The following is a 21,676-nucleotide window of genomic DNA, read 5'->3' on the forward strand; positions in this document are numbered from 1 at the left end:
TCCCTTTTTACTTTTTGTTATTTAGTCATTAGTTCTATAAGTGAACCTAATCCTATTATCCACATTACTGGCTTTACATCTTTTGGTCTTCCGTTAAATAAACAAACTAAGATGTAAGATAGGAATCCAAATGCTATTCCTGTTGAGATGCTATAAGTTAAAGGCATCATAATTATAGTTAAAAAACATGGTATTGCAATCTCTATGTTATGGAAATCTATATCTAATAAGTTTTTAAACATATATACCCCAACTAATATAAGTGCTGGAGCTGTCGCAAATGCTGGAACTATTCCTATTATTGGTGAAAATAACAGCGATGCTAAAAATAATGTTGCAGTTGTTAGAGCTGTTAATCCAGTTCTTCCTCCAACTGCTATTCCTGAAGCCGATTCAACAAATGTTGTTGTTGTTGATGTTCCAAGAAGAGATCCTATTACTGTAGCTACAGCGTCAGCTTCTAAAATTTTACTTACATTTTTAATTTTTCCTTTTTCATCTATCATTTCAGCTTCGTGGGCACACGCCATTATTGTTCCTAATGAATCAAATAAATCAACGAACATGAACGAAAACATTGCTCCGAAAAGTGCTGGTTTTAATGCTCCAAGAATATCAAGCTTAAAAGCTATTGGCGCTATACTAGGTGGTAAAGATACTATCTCAGTTGGAAGTCCAACTGCCCCTAACATTATTCCAAGAACAGTTGTTGCAACTATTCCTATTAAAATTCCACCTTTTACTCTTCTCATTTCTAATAATCCCATTACTGCAAATCCAAAAAGTCCTAAAACAACTTTTATATCAAACTTTCCAATTCCTACAAGTGTTGCTGGATTTGAAACTATAAGTCCCATTCCCTGCATTCCGATGAAAGCTATAAATAATCCTATTCCAGCTCCAACTGCTAATCTTAATTCTGTAGGTATTGCATCTATTATCTTCTCTCTAAGTCCAGAAAATGTAAGAACCATAAATAATACTCCAGATATGAAAACTACTCCTAAAGCTTGTTGCCAAGTAGCTCCTTTTCCAAGTACAAGTGTAAAAGTAAAAAATGCATTCAGTCCCATTCCAGGTGCCATAGCCAGTGGGGCATTAACCCAAAGTGCTGTTATAGCTGTTCCTATTGCCGAAGCTAAACATGTTACTGTTATAAGAGCTCCCTTATCCATCCCTGTCATGCTAAGTATTGAAGGATTTACAAAAATAATATACGCCATTGTTAAAAATGTTGTTACCCCTGCAATGATTTCTTGTTTTATTGTTGTACCATGCTCCTGTAATTTAAAAATCTTTTCCATCTCTCCTCCTGCAAAATTTCTATAAATTAATATTTATTTAACAATATTTAAAAAGGGCCTATATAAAATATATAGGCCCTCTCAAAGATATGAATAATAATGTAATTATTCATATTTCTATTTTGGCCCATAGCAAGTTATTATCGGTAACTCGTAGAAACTCTCCACCGTATTAGGAGTATATATGGGATTTATTTTTCTTCCTAAATAATATTTTATATTTTTAATTTTGTCAAGATATAATAAAATTGGCCACTACTATGATATACATTTAGTGGCCAATTCATACAACTATTTAACTTTGAATATTATTTTTCCATCAGACATCTCTGCTACTACATGATCTCTCTCTTTTATTTCATTTTTAAGAATCATTTTTGCTATTGATGTCTCTAGTTCTCTTTGAATAAATCTTCTTAGAGGTCTTGCACCATATTGTGGGTCATAAGCATTTATAGCTAGATATTCTACTACTGGTTCTGAGAATTCCAATGTAACATATCTTTCTTTTAATTTTTCTTGTACTCCTTTTAGAAGTTGTAAAACAATATCTTTTATTGCATCTAAACCTAGAGATTTAAATATTATAATCTCATCTACCCTATTTATAAACTCAGGTCTAAAGTTAGCTTTTAATGTATCAAGTACTTCAACCTTAGTCTCTTCAGATAGAGATGGATCGTCTAATATCTTTTGACTTCCAATATTTGAAGTCATTATTATTAAAGTATTTTTAAAGTTTACAACTCTTCCTTGCCCATCTGTTAATCTTCCATCATCTAAAACTTGAAGTAAAACATTAAATACATCTGGGTGGGCCTTTTCTATTTCGTCAAATAAAACAACAGAATATGGTTTTCTTCTAACAGCCTCTGTAAGTTGTCCTCCCTCTTCATATCCAACATATCCTGGAGGTGCACCAATCAATCTAGTTACCGAGAATTTATCCATATACTCACTCATATCAATTCTTATAACATCATCTTCACTATCAAATAAATTATAAGCTAAAGATTTAGCAAGGTATGTTTTACCAACACCAGTAGGTCCTAAGAATATAAATGATCCTATTGGTCTATTTGGATCTTTAAGTCCAGCTCTTGCTCTTAAGATAGTATCTGCTACTGCATCTACTGCCTCTTCTTGTCCTACAACCTTTTCATTTAGATTTTTTGCTAAATTAAGAAGTTTTTCTTTTTCACTCTCAACAAGCTTATTAAGAGGTATTCCTGTCCATTTAGAAACTATATCCGCAACCTCTTCTGTAGTTACCTCTTGTTTTATAAGAGTATTCTTCTTTTCTCCTTCTAGTCTTTCTTGCTCTGCTTCTAATTCTTTTTCTAAAGTGGCTAATTTACCATATTTTAATTCTGCTAAAGTATTTAAATCATACTTTCTTTCAGCAGCTTCCATTTCTAACTTCACTTTTTCTATTTCAGTTTTTATCTCTTGTAGTTTAAGCATTTCTCTTTTTTCTGATTCCCACTGAGCTTTTAATACAGATTTTTTATCATTTAATTCTGATAATTCTTTTTCTAAAATATCTAATCTTTCTTTAGAAGCCATATCTGTTTCTTTTTTAAGAGCTTGTTTTTCTATTTCTAGTTGCATTGTTTTACGAGTTAATTCATCTAGCTCTTCTGGCATAGAATCTCTCTCAGTTCTTATCATTGCAGCTGCCTCATCTATCAAATCTATTGCTTTATCTGGAAGTTGTCTGTCAGTAATATATCTATTACTTAAAACTGCAGCTTCAACGATTGAAGCATCTGTTATTCTAATTCCATGATATAATTCAAATTTTTCTTTAAGACCTCTAAGTATAGAAATTGTATCTTCTACTGATGGCTCATTAACCATTACAAGTTGGAATCTTCTTTCTAATGCTGGGTCTTTTTCTATATATTGTCTATACTCATCAATTGTAGTAGCTCCTATTACTCTTATCTCTCCTCTTGCAAGCATCGGTTTTAATAAGTTTCCAGCATCCATTGCACCATCTGTTTTTCCAGCTCCAACTATTGTATGTATCTCATCTATAAATAGAATTATATCTCCTTCAGAATCTTCCACTTCTTTTAAAACAGCTTTTAATCTCTCTTCAAACTCTCCTCTAAACTTTGCTCCTGCTATTAAAGATCCCATATCCAGAGAAAATATCTTTTTACCTTTTAGTGAATCAGGTACGTCTCCATTTAGAATTCTTTGTGCAAGTCCTTCTGCTATAGCAGTTTTACCTACACCAGGTTCTCCAATTAAAATTGGATTATTCTTTGTTCTTCTTGAGATAATTTGAATAGCTCTTCTTATTTCACTGTCTCTTCCAATTATAGGGTCAATTTTTCCCTCTCTTGCAAGTTCTACTAAGTCACGTCCATACTTTTCCAAAACCTCATATTTTAATTCTGGATTTGGTGAATCTACTATTTTATTCCCTCTCACCTCTTTTACAGCTATATCAAATTGCTTTTTATTAATTCCTATTCTTTCTAAAAAGTCTGTTTCTTCCAATATTGCCATGAAAATATGTTCAACACTTATATAAGCATCTCCCATCAGTTCCATAATTTCTTGTGCTTTTACTAAAATTCTGTTTGTTTTATTATCTAATCCAATTTCACCAAAATTTTTGGTCTCCACTTTAGGAAGTCTATCCGATAATTCCTCAAGTTTCGTTACAACAAGTTTATGGTTGATTTCCATCTTTTTCAATATCCTTGAAATTAAACCTTCAGGATTTTTTACTAAAGCTAAAGCTAATACTTCTGGCTTTATACTTTGTTGTCTGTACTTCATTGATAAACTTTGCGCTTCTGTCAAGGCTAGCATCGAATTTTCTGTAAAATTATTTGGATTCATAACATTTCCTCCTCTTTTTTGATATAAATTTACATTTATATCTTATATTTTTGAAATAAATTATTGATTTCCTTTTAGAAATATGAAATAATATGTTGTATTTGAAAATATTTTAAAACTTGTGATTTAAGAAAGGGGTAGTTATGGGTTTATTTGATTTTTTTAAAAAGAAAAAAGAAGAGGATTGGTTTGAAATATATTCCCCTCTTAACGGAAAGGTAATCCCTTTAAGTGAAATTCCTGATGAAGCTTTTGCACAAAAGATGATCGGAGACGGATGCGGGATAGACCCAACTGAGGGAGCAATTTATGCACCAGTTGATGGAGAAATAGATATTTTTGCTACTAATCACGCTGTTAGTTTTGAAACTCCAAATGGACTAGAAATTATAGTGCATTTTGGTATTGATACTGTTAAATTAAATGGAGAAGGATTTACAAGAATTGCTACGCCTGGATCAACTGTAAAAGTTGGAGAAGAGTTAGTTAAGTATGATCTTGACTATATCAGAGCTAATGCAAAGTCTGTAAAGACGCCTATTATTATTTCTAATATGGATATAGTTGAAGCTTTAGAAGTTGTTGCAACTGGAACAGTTAAAGCTGGGGACCTTTTAATGAAAGTTAAGATAAAAAAATAACTTAAAGGTACCCATGAGGTGCCTTTATTTATTAATATATTTTATTAAACACAAATATAAGGGGGATACACAATGAAGGAATTAGACTTACAAAAAGTTACTAATGAAGTAGAAAGACTTTGTATCGAAGCTAACTATTTTATTGGAAAAGATGTTCTTGATAAACTTAAAGAATGTCAAAAAACAGAGACAAGCGAATTAGGAAAGGTTATTTTAGGACAAATCATTCAAAATGATGAAATTGCCGCTAATGAGTTTGTACCTATGTGCCAAGATACAGGTCTTGTAGTTGTTTTTCTTGAAATTGGAACAGAAGTAAAGATTCCTGGGGATATCTATGCTGCTGTTAATGAAGGTGTTAGAAGAGGATATGAAAAAGGTTATCTTAGAAAGTCTGTAATAAGACATCCTTTAGACAGAGTAAATACTAAAGATAACACTCCTGCTGTTATTCATACTAAATTAGTACCAGGATCAGATAAAGTTAAAATTATCGTTGCACCTAAAGGTGGAGGTTCTGAGAACATGAGTACAGTTAAAATGTTAAAACCAGCTGATGGTGTTGAAGGAGTTAAGAAATTAGTTGTTGAAACTATTAAAGCTGCAGGTGGAAACCCTTGTCCTCCTATCGTTGTTGGTGTAGGAATCGGTGGAAGCTTTGAAAAGGCTGCTCAACTTGCAAAGGAAGCTCTTTTAAGAGAAATTGATGATCACAGTCCTGATCCAATCAATGCAAAATTAGAAGGTGAATTATTAGAACTTATAAACGCTAGTAATGTTGGACCTCAAGGTCTTGGAGGTTCAACAACTGCTCTTGCTGTTAAAGTTGAGACTCATGCTTGTCACTTTGCTTCACTACCTGTTGCTATAAATCTTAACTGCCATGCTGCTAGACATAAGGAGGTTACATTATGATTAGATTAACTACACCTTTAAGAGATGAGGATATTGCTAAATTAAAATCTGGTGATGCTGTTACTATAACAGGAACTATCTATACTGCTAGAGATGCTGCTCACGCTAGACTTGTTAAATTACTTGAAGAAGGAAAAGAACTTCCTTTTGATGTTAAAGGACAAATAATTTATTATGCTGGTCCAAGTCCAGCTAAACCTGGTCAACCAATTGGAAGTGTTGGACCAACTACAAGTTACAGAATGGATTCATACTCTGCTGCTATCTTAGATCAAGGTCTTAAAGGAATGATTGGAAAAGGGGCTAGAGATCAAGGTGTTAAAGATTCTATCATAAAAAATGGAGCTGTTTACTTTGCTGCTGTTGGTGGAGCTGCTGCTCTAATAGCTAAATCTGTAAAAAGTTGTGAAATCATAGCTTATGAGGATTTAGGAGCAGAAGCTATAAGAAAATTAGAAGTTGTTGATTTCCCAGCTATCGTTATAAACGATGCTGCAGGAAACGATCTTTATGAGATTGCTAGAAAGGGGTAATTATGTCAACTGTTTATGAAAAATCATTAGAGTTACATGAAGTACACAACGGTAAAATTGAAGTTATTTCAAAAGTTGCCGTTACAAATAGAGAAGAGTTGAGTCTTGCTTACTCTCCTGGAGTTGCCGCTCCTTGTATGGCTATAAAAGAAAACAAAGAAGATGTATATAAATATACTTCAAAAGGAAATATGGTTGCTGTAATTACTGATGGTACTGCTGTATTAGGTCTTGGAGATATCGGACCAGAAGCTGCTCTTCCAGTTATGGAAGGTAAAGCAATTCTATTTAAACAATTTGCTAATGTTGATGCATTCCCAATCTGTTTAGATACAACTGACACTGAAGAAATTATTAAAACTATAAAACTTATTGCTCCATCATTTGGTGGAATCAATTTAGAAGATATTTCTGCACCTAGATGTATAGAAATTGAAACTAGACTAAAAGCAGAACTTGATATTCCTGTTTTCCATGATGATCAACATGGTACTGCAATCGTTGTTGTTGCTGGACTTATAAATTCATTTAAGATAGTAGGAAAAACTTTTGAAACAGCAAAATTTGTTGTTAATGGAGCTGGAGCTGCAGGAAGTTCAATTACAAAACTTCTTCTTAAAATGGGAGCTAAAAACATTGTGGTTCACGATAGAGATGGTATCTTAAATAGAGACGATATGGCTTCTTATGACTTCTCTAAGAGTGAGCTTGCAAAACTTACAAACCCTGAAAATCTAAAAGGGGGATTAGAGGTTGCTATTAAAAATGCTGATGTATTCATCGGAGTTTCTGTTGCAAATGTTTTAACTCAAGATATGGTTAGAACTATGAATAAAGATGCTATCATTTTTGCTATGGCTAATCCAAGTCCTGAAATTATGCCAGAAGATGCACTTGCTGCTGGAGCTAAAATAGTTGGTACAGGAAGATCAGATTATCCTAACCAAGTAAATAATGTTTTAGCGTTCCCTGGAATTTTCAGAGGAGCTTTAGATGCAAAAGCTAAAAAAATAACTGAAGAAATGAAGATTGCAGCTGCCATTGGTATTGCAAAACTTGTTTCTGATGATGAATTAAATGCAGAATTTGTAATTCCAAATCCTTTCGATCCAAGAGTTGCAAAAGTTGTTGCTGGTGAAGTTATGAGAATAGCTGAAGAGCAAGGAATCACAAGAAAATAGTTAACAAAGTGATAAGCTCCTAAAACATATGTTTTAGGAGCTTATTTTAAGATTATATACGAACACTTAATATTTGTTCAACATTTGTCTAAATTTATTTTCAAACAATTCAAATATAGATATTATATCTGGGTCAAAACAAATTCCACTCTCCTCTTTTAAAATTTTAAGAGCTTCTTCATGAGACATTTTGTTTTTATATGTCCTTTTGCTTGTCAACGCATCGTAACAATCTACAACAGATACTATTCTCGCTTCCAATGGAATATTTTTTCCTGTTAATCCTAAAGGATATCCTTTTCCATTCCATTTTTCATGATGAAATAATATTATATTTTCTATAACTTCATTTTTATACTCTTCATTTAATACCTTTAATCCTAAGCTAGAATGCTCTTTTACCTTTTCAAACTCTTCTTTTGTTAATTGCGATGATTTATTTAAAATATCCTTATCCACTAATATTTTTCCTATATCATGGAATAGAGCACCTTTTTTTAAAAGTTTTATTTCTCTATTATCTAAATACAATAAATTTCCCATAATTTCAGCATATTCAGCTACTCTTATCATATGATTCTTTAAGTCCAGCTCTTGAACTCTCTCCAAATTTAAATCCTTAATTTTTCTATCTCCTCTTTCCTTAAATTATTGTTTTTAAAATATACCATTTCGATATATTTTTCTCTATACATAATTTTTATTTGTTTTTATTTATTTTTTTATACCTAGAAAATTTAAAAAAAAAAGAATATAGATATATACACTGTACAACTATAGGAACAGAATATTAAGGAGGTATAATACATAGTGCATTTGAATAAAAATGATATTGATATTTTAAAAACTTTTCTAGAACAAAAAATTCTCACTTCTGAAGAAATTTCAACTTTTCTTAATCTTACTTCTTCTCAGGTTAAGAATGGATTACAAAAAATTGATCTTTTTTTACTTACTAATAATTTAGGATTTACTAGTAAACACAAAGCTTCTCTTTCTCTAACAATAACTTCTAAAGAATTTAATCCTGAATTAATTTTTGCTACCTTTAACTTATCAGCAAAATGTAGACAAACTTATATTCTTTTGACTTTAATGGTTGAAAAAAAAATTGATTCAACAAATTTAATCAATTCGCTAAACATAACAAAACTAACGTTAAGTGCAGGTGTGACACGTTTTATAGTGAAAAGCTATAACATGCTAAATTGATTTTAAAAATTAATCAAAGTAGTAGAGAACTATATTTTCGAAAAGTAGAATGATGGAATAATTCCCAGAAATGCTTTCCTTAATACTCCGATATGCGATTAAATTTAACTAAATTTAATGGTGTAAAGCTCGGTGAAGTCGGTTGAGAATTATCCCTAAACATCTAATGGTGAGGAAATGCGAATCAGAAATGATCGAGATGATGATAGACCGGAGGTCAAATTTATATGGTGAGATGCTTTTAGCTGGCGAAGTTACGAATTAAAAAGTCTAGATTAACGTTAAAATAGAAATGTTTTACTTAACTTTTAGTTAAGGTGAATGGAGATGAGTAAAAATCTGCGCTATGAAAATCTCTGTATTGCTATAGCAATATAAAGTTCACAGGCTTATAGTAACCACCTAAGTAAATTTTATGATAGAAAATATGGAACGTGGAAAGTAGAATACAATATTTATATTGGTGAATATAAATTAATTTTTTAATGAAATTTCTTTAATTCTATGAGAGCGAGGTCATAGTACCAATGAACCTATGATAATAAGTGGGGGAGGAATGGGCCTTAGTCAACTTCTTATGTTGATGGAACGCCGTATGCGGTGAAAGTCGCACGTACGGTGTGGAGTGGGGGAAAATCTAAAGATTACTTCAAATGATTACCTATCACTATATCTTAAAATAATTACAGCATTACTTTCAAAATATGATTTATCTTTGTCAAAAGTTAAATGGAAGGGCACATTTTTAGTTGGAGCTAATGAAGATATTCGAAAATTCTTTGTCCAGCTACTACTTAAAATAATAACTGAATCTGAAATTAATATTTTAAAATCAAAAATTTTTCTAAATCCTATCCTAAAAATATATTTAGATAATTTGATTTCTGAAAAACTTAAAAATGAGTTATTTTTATTAACAAAAAAATTAACAAAGTCACTTAATTTAGAATTGGATTTTTATGGATTTAAAGCTATTGAAGCAACACTTATATACTTATACATCGAAAATAAAAATATAAATATCCAATGTTTTATTGCTAAATTTTCTTTTAAAACAAAAGAATTATATACACATTATTATAATGAAGTTTATAATACAAGTATTTTGAAAAATCATCAAATATTAAAAGATAATCTTCCTTATATTATTTTTACAATTCTAACTTTATATGGAGAATTTTATCCTAAGAAAAATTCTTTATACGGCCAAATAGTGTCTGAGCTAGACCTTTATTTTGATACAGAGTTTTCTCCTGTGGATAAACATCTTTTCATAAGTATTCTTGAATGTTCAAATTTCAAAAAAAATTTTGAACTTTATAATTTTAGTAATTACACTACGTCTGGTAATGATTTTAATATTCCAATAAATATTGTTTCTTTTTTTAAAAGCTTTTTATTGAAATATAATCTAAATTTTTTAGAAGATGATTACTTTAAAATTTCACTGTTTTTTTACCATCAAATTTTACAAAAGAAAATTCGATTATTGAAAAAACATATTTTAGCAATTGATTTCTCTCTTAATAACTGGATAGGTAAAAATTTGAAATTATCTTTTGAACGTATTTTAAAAAAATCAACTATTGAAATATTTAATGAAAGTTCAGAAAATATACCTATTCATACTATAAATAATGCAGATTATATTTTATTTACTTCACAAATTGATTTTATATATTTTAAAAATCGATTTCCTGAACAATCTAATAAATTTACACTTATTGAATACCATAATTTTTTTCAAATAGAAAATATCATTTTTTATTTAATTTTCAATAATAAAATATTATCATATGAAAAAAATTATTTAGACAATAGTCTCTAATTTCAAAATAAGCTCCTAAAACATATGTTTTAGGAGCTTATTTTACCACCACTTCTTTTTTCTAAAATATACTATCATAGAAGTCATTACAAAAATCATTATTATAATTAAACCATAATATCCATATTTCATTTTTAATTCTGGCATATACTCAAAGTTCATTCCATAAAGACCTGCTAAAAATGATAACGGCATAAATATAGTTGATATTATCGTTAATACTTTCATTGTCTCATTCATTGTATTCCCAATAGATGAATGGTATAGTTGAATAAGTTCTGATACCCTTGTATGAAGAGCCTCTGTATTTTCTGAAATTACAATACTGTGATCATATAAATCTTTCAAGTAAATTTTTACATTATCTTCAAAAAATTCACTATTTTCAAGTTTTATTGCAATCTCTCTAATAGGAGATATTGATTTTTTAAAATTTGCAACATTTTGCTTCAAGTCCATTATTCTACCCATATCTTCTTTAGTAGGTTGATTTAAAACTTTATCCTCTAACTCTTCTATCTGTAATTCGAATTTTTCTAAAATTAAAAAATAATGATCCACTATAGTATCTAGCAAACCATATGTCAAATAGCTTGCCCCTCTTTTTCTGGTTTTTCCAAGTCCATGATCTATCCTATTTCTTATCAATTTAAAGATATCTTTTGGTTTTTCTTGGAAAGTTATTAAGAAGTTAGAGCCTAGAATAAATGATACTTGTTCATACTCTATTTCATCTGTATTCTCTTTTAAAGTTATCATCTTCAGTACTATAAAAATAAAATCTTCCCGTTCATCAAGTTTTGGTCTCTGACCATTATTTAATAAGTCTTCCAAAATTAAATAATCTATATTATATAATTTACCTATATTTTCTATTAAATCTACATTATGTATTCCATCTACGTCTATCCATGTGATATCTTTTTTAGGTTTTAACAATTCTATATCCACATCTTGTTTATAAATATTAACTTCTACCTCTTCAACATTATATGAATAACAAATTATCCCTATCTCTTCTTTTTCTCTTAATCCCGTATATACTAAGGTTCCTGGAGCTAATCCGATTTTTTTTGATTTCTTACGATGATCCTGCTTCTTAGCCATTTCCCCTCCCTAAAGTCCAAAAAGTTTATAGAAATACAAATCAATTTCCTTTTGTACTTCTTCATTATAATCTTTTATCTGTTCTTTTACCAAAGAACTTATATGATTTCTCTCTTCAATATTTTCAGAGTAAAATATTGGCGTTTCTTTTAAAGGTGTTGAATAAAATTCTAAATTCTTACCCTTTATTTTCCCATTATATTTGAACCATTTATAAAAAATCGAAGAGTTTAAATATCCTAAAATATAAAACAAATCAATTTCTTCAGATTTTCCTGTCATATAGTATATATCTGCACTTCCATAAAATTCCTTGTCATCGTATGCAAAATTATTTGATTTGCACCTCTGTCTAACTACTATCTTGGGCTTACAAAATATCTCCTTATCCCTTGCCCATTGAAGTTCCCACCAATTTATTTTTCCTATTTTTGCCTCTCTTCTTTGAATCAGTTTATCTTTGAATTTTTCTAAATGAGAATTTAATTTTTCATTTATATTTACATGCCTATCCAAATATAAAATCCAAAAAGGAGGTTCTACAGTTGTTTTATATTTTCCTACATCTTTATTCTTATAGAATGGTTTTAGATAATCTCTAAATTCCTCTCTAAAACTATCAAATACAAATGCTTCATCGTGTCCTGTAACTATACCTTGGTTTATATTTAAAACTTCACCTAAATAACAATTTTTTTTTCTATTTATATTTTCATTAAGTTCCATGATGTACTCAGGAGCTAAAATTATTTTGTTTTTTTCATTATAGATCTTTTTATTATCTCCCCAAAATACAGTTCCCTCCTCTAAAATAGGAAACTCTTTTTCTTTAATTCCTTTTATCCATGAAAATATTATATTGTGCTGTCCTACAGCTGTTTTAAAAAGTGAAAATTCAAAATTTTCAATCTTCAAAAAACTTCCCTCTTGTTTTAATTTATCTCTTAGTTTAGTGGCACTATCGGCCTTTAACCAATAATTCGTTGTTAAATATGATAAAATTCCCTCTTGTTTTAAAAGATCCATTCCTTTTTCTATAAAGAAATAAAAGTAATCCATCTTAGACTCGTAATACTTTTTTCCAAAATTAGATTTTTTTATTTCATGAAATAATTCTTTATTATTCTTTTCACCTAAATATGGTGGGTTCCCTAGAACTATATCATATCTTTTTTCTGTTTCTAGATATAATGAATCTTGCTCTAATATATCTATATCTGAATCAATCCCATACTTTTTTAAAATTTCTTTTCCGTAACTTCTACATGTTTCTAAAGCTATTTTATCTATATCATATCCTTTTATCCATTTACTATTGTATCTATACTCTCCGTATATCTCCTTCGAGTATTTTAGTAGTTCTTCCAAAGCCACTAATAATAAATTTCCTGTTCCACATGATAAATCTAAAATTCTAACTGATTCTAAATTTTCTTTCGTTATATTTCCTTTGAAATATTTTTCTAAAGAAAATTTAATCATATTTATTGCAAACTCATATGGAGTATATATTTTATAATTGTATTGTTCTTTTTCCACTTTTTCAAACTCCACTATTAATTTTTATATAGCTTTAAGCTATAATTTTCATCTATATCTATAACTCCATCTCTATACAAGTCTAAAATAGCTAAAAATATGTAAACCAGATGAGTTCGGTTTTCAGCTCTTACAAACATCTGTTCCATACTTTTTTCTCCATTAAAAAGTGACATATGAATTCTATCCATTTCTTCTGTTAAAGAATATCTCTTTTCAAATTCAATTTCTAAAATTTCTGTTTCCAATTTATTCAAATACTTATTGTACAAGTCATATATATCTTGTAACTTTAGTTTTGTGATATCATAATCTTCTGAAGCTTTTTTTACAATCTTTTTTCCCTCTCCTCTAGAATAGGAGAGGTTATATTCATTTTCAATTTTTCCAATTTCTTCTGCCAATTCTTTAAATAACTTATAATCTTCTAATTTTTGCTTTAAAAGTTTTTCTTTTTCTTCTTCTTTATTCATACTCAAAAGAGAAAAAGCTTTTATCTCTAAAAGTTCACAAGCTATAACGAGAAACTCTACCTTTATTTCTAAACTATCTTCTTTTGCTTCCTCTAAATACAGCAAATAATCATCAATAATCTGTGATATCTTTATCTCCGATATCTTTAATTTTTTTTTATCTATTAAATGTAAAAGAAGGTCTAAAGGACCTTCAAAATTATCTATTTTTAATACAATTTCCATTTTTTTCCTCTTCTAAACATACTCTCCATTTTTCAACATCCGAATTGATAGTATATTTTAATTCTTCCATCGACTGGAATTTTTTTTGTTCTCTTAAAAACTTTAAAACTCTAACATATATTTTTTTCCCGTATAAATCTCCATCAAAATCTAATATATGAACCTCTATGCTTTGCTCTCCTGGTTTTAGAGTAGGATTTTTCCCTATATTTATGACCGCATCTCTTTCAACTTTTTCATTTTCTACTAAAACTTTTCCTCCATATATTCCAAATGGTGGATAAATTTTATTTAAAATTTTTAAGTTTGCCGTTGGAAATCCCATCTGTCTTCCCAATTTTCTTCCATGGACAACTTCTCCAATAATTAAAAATGGAGCTCCTAAAAACATATTTGTAGTTTCCAACTCTCCTCTTGTTATCAAGTCTCTTATCATTGTTGAGCTAACCACTTGCCCTCCAATCATAACAGGCTCTATCTCATTAACTTTTATGCCATGATTCTTTGAAATCTTCTCTAAATCCTTTGTAGTGGCTTTTCCACCCTTTCCGAATGAAAAATTAAATCCTACAAATATCTCTTTTGCATTAAGTTTATCTTTTAGAATATTTTCTACAAAAGCCTCTGGTTCCATTCCAGAAAATTCCCTAGTAAATGGTTGCATAATAAGATAGTCTACCCCTAGACTTGCTAAAATATGAATTTTTTCCTCTTTTGAATTTATAAGTTTCGGAGCTTTAGCAACATCTATAGTTTCTAAAGGATGGTTAGCAAAGGTAAAAACAATTGATTTCCCACCATTTTGCTTCGCTTTCAGTACCGCTAATTCTATAAGTTGTCTATGCCCTATATGAATTCCATCAAAGGCTCCAATTGCAACATAGCTTTTCCCAAAATTATCCTCACAATGTAAAATATCATTTATTATTTTCATATCAGTAAATTGTCTACTCCCTTTCTTTTTCTAAAAGTTCATTGTAAATTTCTTCAATTCTTCTAAATCTATTTCTAACACCCGATTTTGACATTCCTATAATTTCTGCAAGCTCTTGTAAAGAACTCTCTGAATTTTGAAGTCTTAAAAACGCAATCTCTTCTAAAACTGGACTTAAACTATTAAGACCTATTTTTTTACCTATATAATTTATCATTTTTATCTGTTTATTACCCGTATTTAAAGTTTTAGTTTCATTGGCAACTTCCCAATTCATTTCTCTAATTGTTCTATTTTTTAAGTCTTTGATTATTGTCATCTCTTCATATTTATAAAATTCTTTCATACATCCCATAAGAACAATAATATCCATTATATCCTCTGAATTTCTCATATATACAAGTGGTTTATTTCTTTTAGTTGTTTTAAATACTTTTTTTCCTTCATCTTTTAAGATTGAGTACACTTCCTCCGCTATCTCTTCACTATCTATAAAGAAATCTAGTGCATACTCTTTTTCTGGAGATTTTATATAACCACACGCTAGAAAAAGTCCTCTTATGAAGCTAGCTTCAAGTTTTTCGTTTCCTTCTATTAATTCTATTCCATATTTTGAAAGTTCTTCTGTAAATTTTTTAAATCCATTTTGATTCTGAATTGAGATTATATAAACATTATGCTCTCCCAACTTTTTACTGGTCGAATATTTTATAACAATTCTTAAATCGGTTATATCCTTTAAATACTTGTAAACTCTTTCTGCTAATTCCCTATTTTCTAATCTGAGCTCAATCTTATCAGATAAGATTGCATTTTTACTTACTAATATCGCTCTAATTTCAGCAAATTTATCATCTAAAGAGGTTACTTCTCTTTTAAGGATTTCATTTTTTATATTATAAGTGTAAGACACTTTATCCTCCTATTTTGTTTCAGCCCAATTTTTTCCTACCGAACTGTTTACCTCAAGTTTTACATTTTTAAATTTAATAGTTTCTGTCATTGTTTTTTCAATAATTTCTTTATACATTTGAACCTTATCTTTATCTATTTCAAATATAAGTTCATCATGAACTTGTAAAAGAAGCTTAATATCTGTTTTATCTTTTAAAACTTTATATAATTCTATCATAACTTTTTTTAAAATCTCTGCTGCTGTTCCTTGTATAACACTATTTACAGCCATTCTTTCTGCTTGTTTTCTAATATTATTATTTTTAGAATTTATTCCCTCTATTATTCTTTTTCTATTAAAATACGTCTCTACATATCCATTTTCAGAAGCTGATTTAAGAATTTTACCTTCTAATTCTTTAACCCTTGGATATTGTTCAAAATATCTTTCGATATATTCTCCAGCTTCTTTTGGGGTTATTTTTAGCTCTTGTGATAATCCAAATGCTGTTTTCCCATATATTATACTAAAGTTTACTATTTTTGCTGCAGTTCTTTGTTCACGAGAAATTGGCTCGTCATCTTTTAGTTGGAATATTTTCTTAGCCGTTAAACTATGTAAATCCTCATTTCTATTGTAAGCAGCTATAAGCTGTTCATCTCCTGACAGTTCAGCTAAAACTCTTAGTTCTATTTGAGAATAGTCTACACCTAATAGAAGTGTCCCATCCTTTGCAACAAATCCTTCTCTTATTTTTATTCCCTCTTCTGTTTTTACGGGAATATTTTGTAGATTTGGATTTGAAGATGATAATCTTCCTGTTGCTGTTCCCGTTTGATTAAATGTCGTGTGAAGTCTAGAGTCTTTATCAGCTATCTTTGGAAGTGGATCTACATATGTAGTCTTTAATTTTGTAAGTTTTCTAAATTCTAGTATATATTTTGCTATCTCTACTCCCTTATCTTGAAGTTCTTCCAAAACTTCAACACTTGTAGAAAGTCCTGTTTTATTTTTCTTGATTGGATTTAAATTTAGATTTATAAATAGAATTTCTGAAAGTTGCTTCGGTGAATTTATATTAAATTCCGTACCAGCTATTTCGTATATTTTTTCTGTTAATTTTTCAAGTTTTATTTCTAATTCTTTACTATAATTTTCAAAATAAACTTTATCTATTTTTATTCCTTCAACTTCCATACTCGATAAAATCTCTATAAGAGGCATCTCTATATTTTGTAAAACTTCAGTCAATAAATTATCTTGTATTTCTTTAACCAATTCATCATAAGCCATTAAAATACCTCTAGATCTTTTAACTAAAAACTGTCCATATTCTTCAGAACTCAGTATTTTAGAATCTGTTTTTCCAAAAACTTCTGAATATTTTTCTAAATCCTCATCTACAACTCTATCTAACATAACTTCCACTTCTTCTCTTGTTTGTGATGTTAGTAAATGAAATGCAATCATCGTATCAAACTTCATATTTTTAATTTTAAATCCATCATTTAAAATTGGTTTAAAATTATATGTGACAAATTCGATGTCTTTTTGTAAAAAGTTTTTTAATTCATCTATGTTCTCTTTTGAATTTAGGGGTAAATACATATCTTTAGTTCCTACAGATATAGCCATTCCCTCTTTTGAATAATAGATAGATACTGGTCCGTTATTTATTGTAGATAACTTTTTCCCGTCTATTATCCTAAATCCACTTTCTGTTTCCATCTCATTTCCTGAAAAATTAAAAAGTCCAAGTTGTGTTCCTGCAGTGGAAACCTTTTCTACTGCTACCACTTCTTCTTTTTCAGATAATTTCATTTTCTTTATAAGTGATTTAAATTCTAATGCTTGAAATAATTTTAACATCTTATCTTCTTGAATTTTGTACTTTAAATCCTCTAAATTTATATCAAGTGGTAAAATTTCTATCGTTGCAAGTTTTTTGCTTAAAAATGCAAGTTCTTTATCATCTATCATATTTTGAACAAGAGATTTCCCAATTCCTGGAAGTTCTGTTAATTTATCAAGATTTTCATAAACTCCCTCTAAATTTCCATATTTATCAATCATAGGAACAGCTTTTTTAACTCCTATTTTTCTAACACCTGGAATTCCATCGCTACTATCTCCAATAAGTCCAAATAAATCAGGAATTAATTCTGGTCTAACACCAATTTGTTCTACAACTTGTTCTGGTGTTGATAAAATTTTAAGTCCTCCGCCATCACCTTTTCCAAGTAATGCTATACTTATATTTTTATCTAAAATTTGGGCTAAATCTTTATCTCCAGTTACAACATATGTCTTAATATTATCAGCTGAAAGTTTCTTTCCAACTGTTCCTAAAACATCATCTGCTTCATGTCCATCTATTTTAATTTTCTTTATTCCGAAACAATCTAAAACTTCTTCAATTCTTGAAATTTGTTTTATTAAGTCTTCTGGAGCGGCATCTCTTTTTGCTTTATACTCACTATACAGTTCGCTACGCTTTAAACTAGATCTACTCACATCAAAAGCTGCTACCATGTACTCTGGATTAAATTCATTTATTATACTTAAAAGAGTGTTTATAAATCCATAAACTGCTCCTGTCGGTTCTGTTTTTGTTTTAAAATTCAAATTAGCATAGAAAGCTCTATACATTATAGCACTTACATCCAATAGTACTGCTTTTTTCATTTTTCGCCCTCCAAGACTCCATAATTAAGTACATTATACCATAGGATTTTTATTTTATAAAACTATATTCTTTTAATGGTTTTTCTGGTATAATTTAGTAAAATATTGAATTATATTTACATTTAATTGTGGGAGGAGATTTATGAATTTAGTTGTTTTAATCGGAAGATTAACAAGAGATCCTGAATTAAAGTTCGGACAAAGTGGAAAAGCTTACTCTAGATTTAGTCTAGCTGTAGACAGACCATTTCAAAAAGGTGAAGCTGATTTTATCAACTGTGTTGCATTTGGAAAAACTGCAGAACTTATAGGAGAATACCTTAGAAAAGGTAGAAAAGTTGCCGTAAATGGTAGACTTCAAATGAATAGATACGAGGTTAATGGAGAAAAGAAAACTACTTATGATGTTTTAGTTGAATCTATGGAGTTTATAGAAGGAAAAGGAAATGAAACTTCTTATCCACAAACAAAATCTTCAGCTCCAACTCCATCTACTAAATCGGATGATTTTGAAGCACCTTCAAGTTTTGATGATGATGAATTCCCATTCTAAGTAAAAAATAAAACAGTACTCACTCCTAATATATTTTGGAGATGAATACTGTTTTTTATTTGCTCTTATTTTTTATTTTCCTCACTATCTCTTTTTTGTTCTCTTTTTAAGATTAGATAAATAAATGCTCCTATTATAAGTCCACCTGCTCCAAATGCAAGTTTTTCAAGTGACGCTTGGCTCATAAGCCATAATGAAGTACATACTGCAAATATTGGAATAACTGGCCCTAATGGCATAGTGTACTCTGCCGGCATTAGATTTTTTCTTTTCAGTACTAATGCTGACAATGCTGTTGGTATATACTCTACCAATCTAGCTATAACAGTAAGACCTGCTAAAAATATGAAATTTCCTGATGTTGCCAAAAATATAACTATTATTGTTGTTAACATTATTGCAAATCCTGGTGTTCCAAATCTTCCATTCTTCTTAAATATTTTAGGTAAATAATCATTCTCAGCTAAAGCCGATGCAGAACGGGGAGCTATAAAAGATAGAGCAATAGCAATTCCTCCTATTGCTATAATTGAAGCAATAGTTACAAATAAAAATCCACCATTTCCTAAAATTTTAGCTGTTGCTGCAGCTATCGGAACTTGGGTATCTCCTAATTCTTTTCCCATTATTCCTATACTTACAACCATTATTAAAAAGTAAAAAACAGAACAAAAGCTTATAACTGTTATTATGGCCTTAGGTAAGTTCTTTTTAGGATTTTCCATATCTTCAGCTGCTACTGCCAACAAATCAAATCCTGTAAATGCATAAAATATAACAAGTGTTGCTGCCCCAAAACTTCCATTAGTAAGCCCAGCTTTTATCCCTGGTATAAAAGGTTCAAATTCTGCTCCCTTTATAAAAAAAACTCCTACTACAACAAACAAAACAAGCGGTAAAAGTTTAGTGACAGTAATTATATTATTTAATATTTTAGAGAATTTAACTCCTGAATAATTCAATAATCCCAGTGAAGTACACATTATAACAACGCTTACCTTATTTACAAATGGATCATTAAAATACGGATACAAACTTCCTAGAGCCGTCAAAAAACCTTGTGTTTCTGCTGCCCAACTACTCATTCCAATAAACCAAGTGAAAATTCCAACCTCAAACCCTGCAAAATCACCAAATGCAGCTTTAGTATATACAAATGCCGATCCATTCTTATCAAATCTACTTGCTGATACTGCAAAACATAATGCTAGAGAAAGTGCTAACACGGTATTTAACAATATTACTAAAAGACTTGCATTTCCAACATCTGCATAAGCTTTATTTGGCAGTAAAAATATTCCAGAACCTATTATTGAATTTACTCCTAGAAAAAATATACTCATAAACCCCATTTTTTTCTTAGTTGAATCCTCCATCTCTAACCAACTCCTTGTTTTCCCTATAAAAATTATACCCTTATTTACTAGAATAAATCCTAAATCCTCTCCTAACTTTTTATTCTCTTAGTTTTAAAGGAAAAAAAAGAAAAAAATTGAATAGTGGAATAAAAATTAATTACTTTATGAGGTGTACTATGGATAATGAATTAATAAATAATGATAGCGATATTGAAACAAATGATATTTTGGATTTAGCTTGTTATGTTGGAAAACTAATTCTAGAATGTGGTGGTGAAACTTACAGAGCTGAAGATATAGTTGATAAAATTTGTACCCACTATGGTTTAAGGGTGAGTTGTTTTGCTATTCTTACAAGTGTACTTGCATCCGTTCGTGGAAAAGAAAATAAATTTTATACAAATATAGAAAAAGTTAAATCAAGATCTATAAATCTTGAAAAAATTTCAAAAATAAGCAATCTAGTAAGAGCTATAGAAAATTATACATTTCTTGAGTTTTCGAATGAAATTAAAAAGATAGATACTGAAAAACCATATCCATTCCATTCTATAATTTTAGGAAACTGCTTAGCTGCCGGAGCTTTCGCTTTCTTTTTTAACGGTGATTACAAAGATTGTATTGCATCTTTTATGAGTGGAGCTATTATTTCATTTTTGATTTATTATTCTAATAAACTACAAATAAATAATTTCTTTATAAATCTTTCTGGAGGAATTCTCTCCTCTATAACATCTTATTTTTTTCTTCAAACTGGATTAATTACAGATATTTCTGTTTCTATTATTTCTACGCTTATGTTGCTGGTTCCTGGAATTACCTTTACAAACGCAATAAGAGACGTTATAGCGGGAGATTTGGTTTCCGGGATATCAAGAGGTGTTGAAGCTTTTATGGTTGGTACAGCACTAGCCGTTGGTTCTGGAATTACCCTTTCTATTATTAAAACAATGGGAGGTCTATAATGCTTAAAAATTTTATACAAGTTGTTGCTTCAATCCTTGCAACTTATGGTTTCGGTATTGTTTTTAATGTGAAAGGTAGAGTAAATATTTGCGCCAGTCTTTGTGGGGGAATAGGATGGCTTGTATATAGCATTCTAAATCATTATAATTTCACATACCTTATATCTTATACTATAGCCTCTGCTACAATAACAATATATTCAGAATTATTATCTAGAAAATTAAAAGTTCCAGTTATTGCACTTCTCTTTCCGAGTATGATACCATTAGTTCCTGGAGGTGGAATATATTTTACAATGTATAATCTTGTACAAAATAATATAGAGGGAGCCGTTGGTAAAGGAATTGAAACATTTATTATTTCTGGCTCCATTGCAATTGGAATTCTTAGTGTATCAACATTCTCACAAGTTTATTATTATCTGGTTAAAAAAAAGAGCTATCAAAATCTTTAAGTTTTGATAGCTCT

The 21,676-nt window shown here is 29.6% G+C and carries 19 protein-coding genes and 1 riboswitch; of the genes, 9 read left to right on the plus strand and 10 right to left on the minus strand.

Annotation, left to right across the window (positions count from 1 at the left end; translation table 11 throughout):
- Nucleotides 1-17: 17 nt before the first annotated feature.
- Both H3N56_RS04135 and clpB read right to left on the minus strand, forming a co-directional pair.
- The gene (locus H3N56_RS04135; protein ID WP_185880012.1) at nt 18-1,304 is read right to left on the minus strand and encodes an NCS2 family permease; all 1,287 of its coding nucleotides are present in this window, start codon (nt 1,302-1,304) and stop codon (nt 18-20) included.
- A 110-nt stretch (nt 1,305-1,414) separates the two neighbouring features.
- Nucleotides 1,415-1,512, minus strand: a riboswitch (purine riboswitch).
- 83 nt (nt 1,513-1,595) lie between these two features.
- Nucleotides 1,596-4,163, minus strand: a complete 2,568-nt coding sequence (gene clpB / locus H3N56_RS04140; RefSeq protein WP_185880013.1) for an ATP-dependent chaperone ClpB — start codon at nt 4,161-4,163, stop codon at nt 1,596-1,598.
- A gap of 143 nt (nt 4,164-4,306) precedes the next feature.
- Here clpB and H3N56_RS04145 point away from each other — a divergent pair, with 143 nt between their 5' ends.
- From H3N56_RS04145 to H3N56_RS04160, 4 genes are all read left to right on the plus strand, one after another.
- Nucleotides 4,307-4,804 (plus strand): PTS glucose transporter subunit IIA, encoded by a 498-nt coding sequence (locus tag H3N56_RS04145; RefSeq protein ID WP_185880014.1) that lies wholly within the window; start codon nt 4,307-4,309, stop codon nt 4,802-4,804.
- A gap of 72 nt (nt 4,805-4,876) precedes the next feature.
- Nucleotides 4,877-5,719, plus strand: coding sequence for a fumarate hydratase (locus H3N56_RS04150; protein WP_185880015.1), 843 nt, complete (start codon nt 4,877-4,879; stop codon nt 5,717-5,719).
- Entirely contained in the window at nt 5,716-6,252 is a 537-nt protein-coding gene (locus H3N56_RS04155; protein ID WP_185880016.1) for a Fe-S-containing hydro-lyase, read from the plus strand. The genes H3N56_RS04150 and H3N56_RS04155 overlap by 4 nt, the downstream gene beginning before the upstream one ends.
- A 2-nt stretch (nt 6,253-6,254) precedes the next feature.
- Nucleotides 6,255-7,433: an NADP-dependent malic enzyme gene (locus H3N56_RS04160; protein WP_185880017.1), complete on the plus strand. Its 1,179-nt coding sequence runs from the start codon at nt 6,255-6,257 to the stop codon at nt 7,431-7,433.
- A gap of 66 nt (nt 7,434-7,499) precedes the next feature.
- Here the strand turns inward: H3N56_RS04160 and H3N56_RS04165 are convergent, their stop codons facing one another.
- Nucleotides 7,500-8,042 (minus strand): HD-GYP domain-containing protein, encoded by a 543-nt coding sequence (locus tag H3N56_RS04165; RefSeq protein ID WP_185880018.1) that lies wholly within the window; start codon nt 8,040-8,042, stop codon nt 7,500-7,502.
- Between the two features lie 201 nt (nt 8,043-8,243).
- Here H3N56_RS04165 and H3N56_RS04170 point away from each other — a divergent pair, with 201 nt between their 5' ends.
- Entirely contained in the window at nt 8,244-8,645 is a 402-nt protein-coding gene (locus H3N56_RS04170; RefSeq protein ID WP_185880019.1) for a hypothetical protein, read from the plus strand.
- 625 nt (nt 8,646-9,270) lie between these two features.
- Nucleotides 9,271-10,473, plus strand: coding sequence for a hypothetical protein (locus H3N56_RS04175; RefSeq protein WP_185881120.1), 1,203 nt, complete (start codon nt 9,271-9,273; stop codon nt 10,471-10,473).
- 42 nt (nt 10,474-10,515) lie between these two features.
- On the opposite strand, the gene corA is transcribed toward H3N56_RS04175, so the two are convergent.
- Genes corA through polA form a run of 6 tightly spaced genes read right to left on the minus strand, consistent with a single transcriptional unit; the run spans nt 10,516 to nt 18,331 of the window.
- Nucleotides 10,516-11,580, minus strand: coding sequence for a magnesium/cobalt transporter CorA (gene corA, locus H3N56_RS04180; RefSeq protein ID WP_185880020.1), 1,065 nt, complete (start codon nt 11,578-11,580; stop codon nt 10,516-10,518).
- A gap of 9 nt (nt 11,581-11,589) precedes the next feature.
- Nucleotides 11,590-13,119: a TaqI-like C-terminal specificity domain-containing protein gene (locus H3N56_RS04185; RefSeq protein ID WP_370521053.1), complete on the minus strand. Its 1,530-nt coding sequence runs from the start codon at nt 13,117-13,119 to the stop codon at nt 11,590-11,592.
- Between the two features lie 17 nt (nt 13,120-13,136).
- A complete protein-coding gene (locus H3N56_RS04190; RefSeq protein ID WP_185880021.1) occupies nt 13,137-13,817 on the minus strand; it encodes a ScpA family protein in 681 nt (226 codons plus the stop codon).
- The gene (locus H3N56_RS04195; RefSeq protein ID WP_185880022.1) at nt 13,792-14,751 is read right to left on the minus strand and encodes a bifunctional riboflavin kinase/FAD synthetase; all 960 of its coding nucleotides are present in this window, start codon (nt 14,749-14,751) and stop codon (nt 13,792-13,794) included. The genes H3N56_RS04190 and H3N56_RS04195 overlap by 26 nt, the downstream gene beginning before the upstream one ends.
- Before the next feature lie 13 nt (nt 14,752-14,764).
- Nucleotides 14,765-15,664, minus strand: coding sequence for a DNA-binding protein WhiA (gene whiA, locus H3N56_RS04200; protein WP_185880023.1), 900 nt, complete (start codon nt 15,662-15,664; stop codon nt 14,765-14,767).
- Between the two features lie 9 nt (nt 15,665-15,673).
- The gene (gene polA, locus H3N56_RS04205) at nt 15,674-18,331 is read right to left on the minus strand and encodes a DNA polymerase I (RefSeq protein ID WP_185880024.1); all 2,658 of its coding nucleotides are present in this window, start codon (nt 18,329-18,331) and stop codon (nt 15,674-15,676) included.
- A gap of 142 nt (nt 18,332-18,473) precedes the next feature.
- Between polA and H3N56_RS04210 the strand changes: the two genes are divergently transcribed.
- Entirely contained in the window at nt 18,474-18,884 is a 411-nt protein-coding gene (locus tag H3N56_RS04210; RefSeq protein ID WP_185880025.1) for a single-stranded DNA-binding protein, read from the plus strand.
- A 65-nt stretch (nt 18,885-18,949) separates the two neighbouring features.
- On the opposite strand, the gene H3N56_RS04215 is transcribed toward H3N56_RS04210, so the two are convergent.
- Complete coding sequence (locus H3N56_RS04215) at nt 18,950-20,260, minus strand: APC family permease (RefSeq protein ID WP_185880026.1); 1,311 nt, start codon at nt 20,258-20,260, stop codon at nt 18,950-18,952.
- A 158-nt stretch (nt 20,261-20,418) separates the two neighbouring features.
- On the opposite strand from H3N56_RS04215, the gene H3N56_RS04220 reads away from it, so the two are divergent.
- A complete protein-coding gene (locus H3N56_RS04220) occupies nt 20,419-21,207 on the plus strand; it encodes a threonine/serine exporter ThrE family protein (protein WP_185880027.1) in 789 nt (262 codons plus the stop codon).
- Nucleotides 21,207-21,662, plus strand: a complete 456-nt coding sequence (locus tag H3N56_RS04225) for a threonine/serine exporter family protein (RefSeq protein ID WP_185880028.1) — start codon at nt 21,207-21,209, stop codon at nt 21,660-21,662. Before H3N56_RS04220 ends, H3N56_RS04225 begins: the two co-directional genes overlap by 1 nt.
- Nucleotides 21,663-21,676: the final 14 nt, after the last annotated feature.

Origin of the sequence: Cetobacterium sp. 2A (assembly GCF_014250685.1) — a bacterium.
In the GTDB taxonomy this organism is placed as follows: domain Bacteria; phylum Fusobacteriota; class Fusobacteriia; order Fusobacteriales; family Fusobacteriaceae; genus Cetobacterium.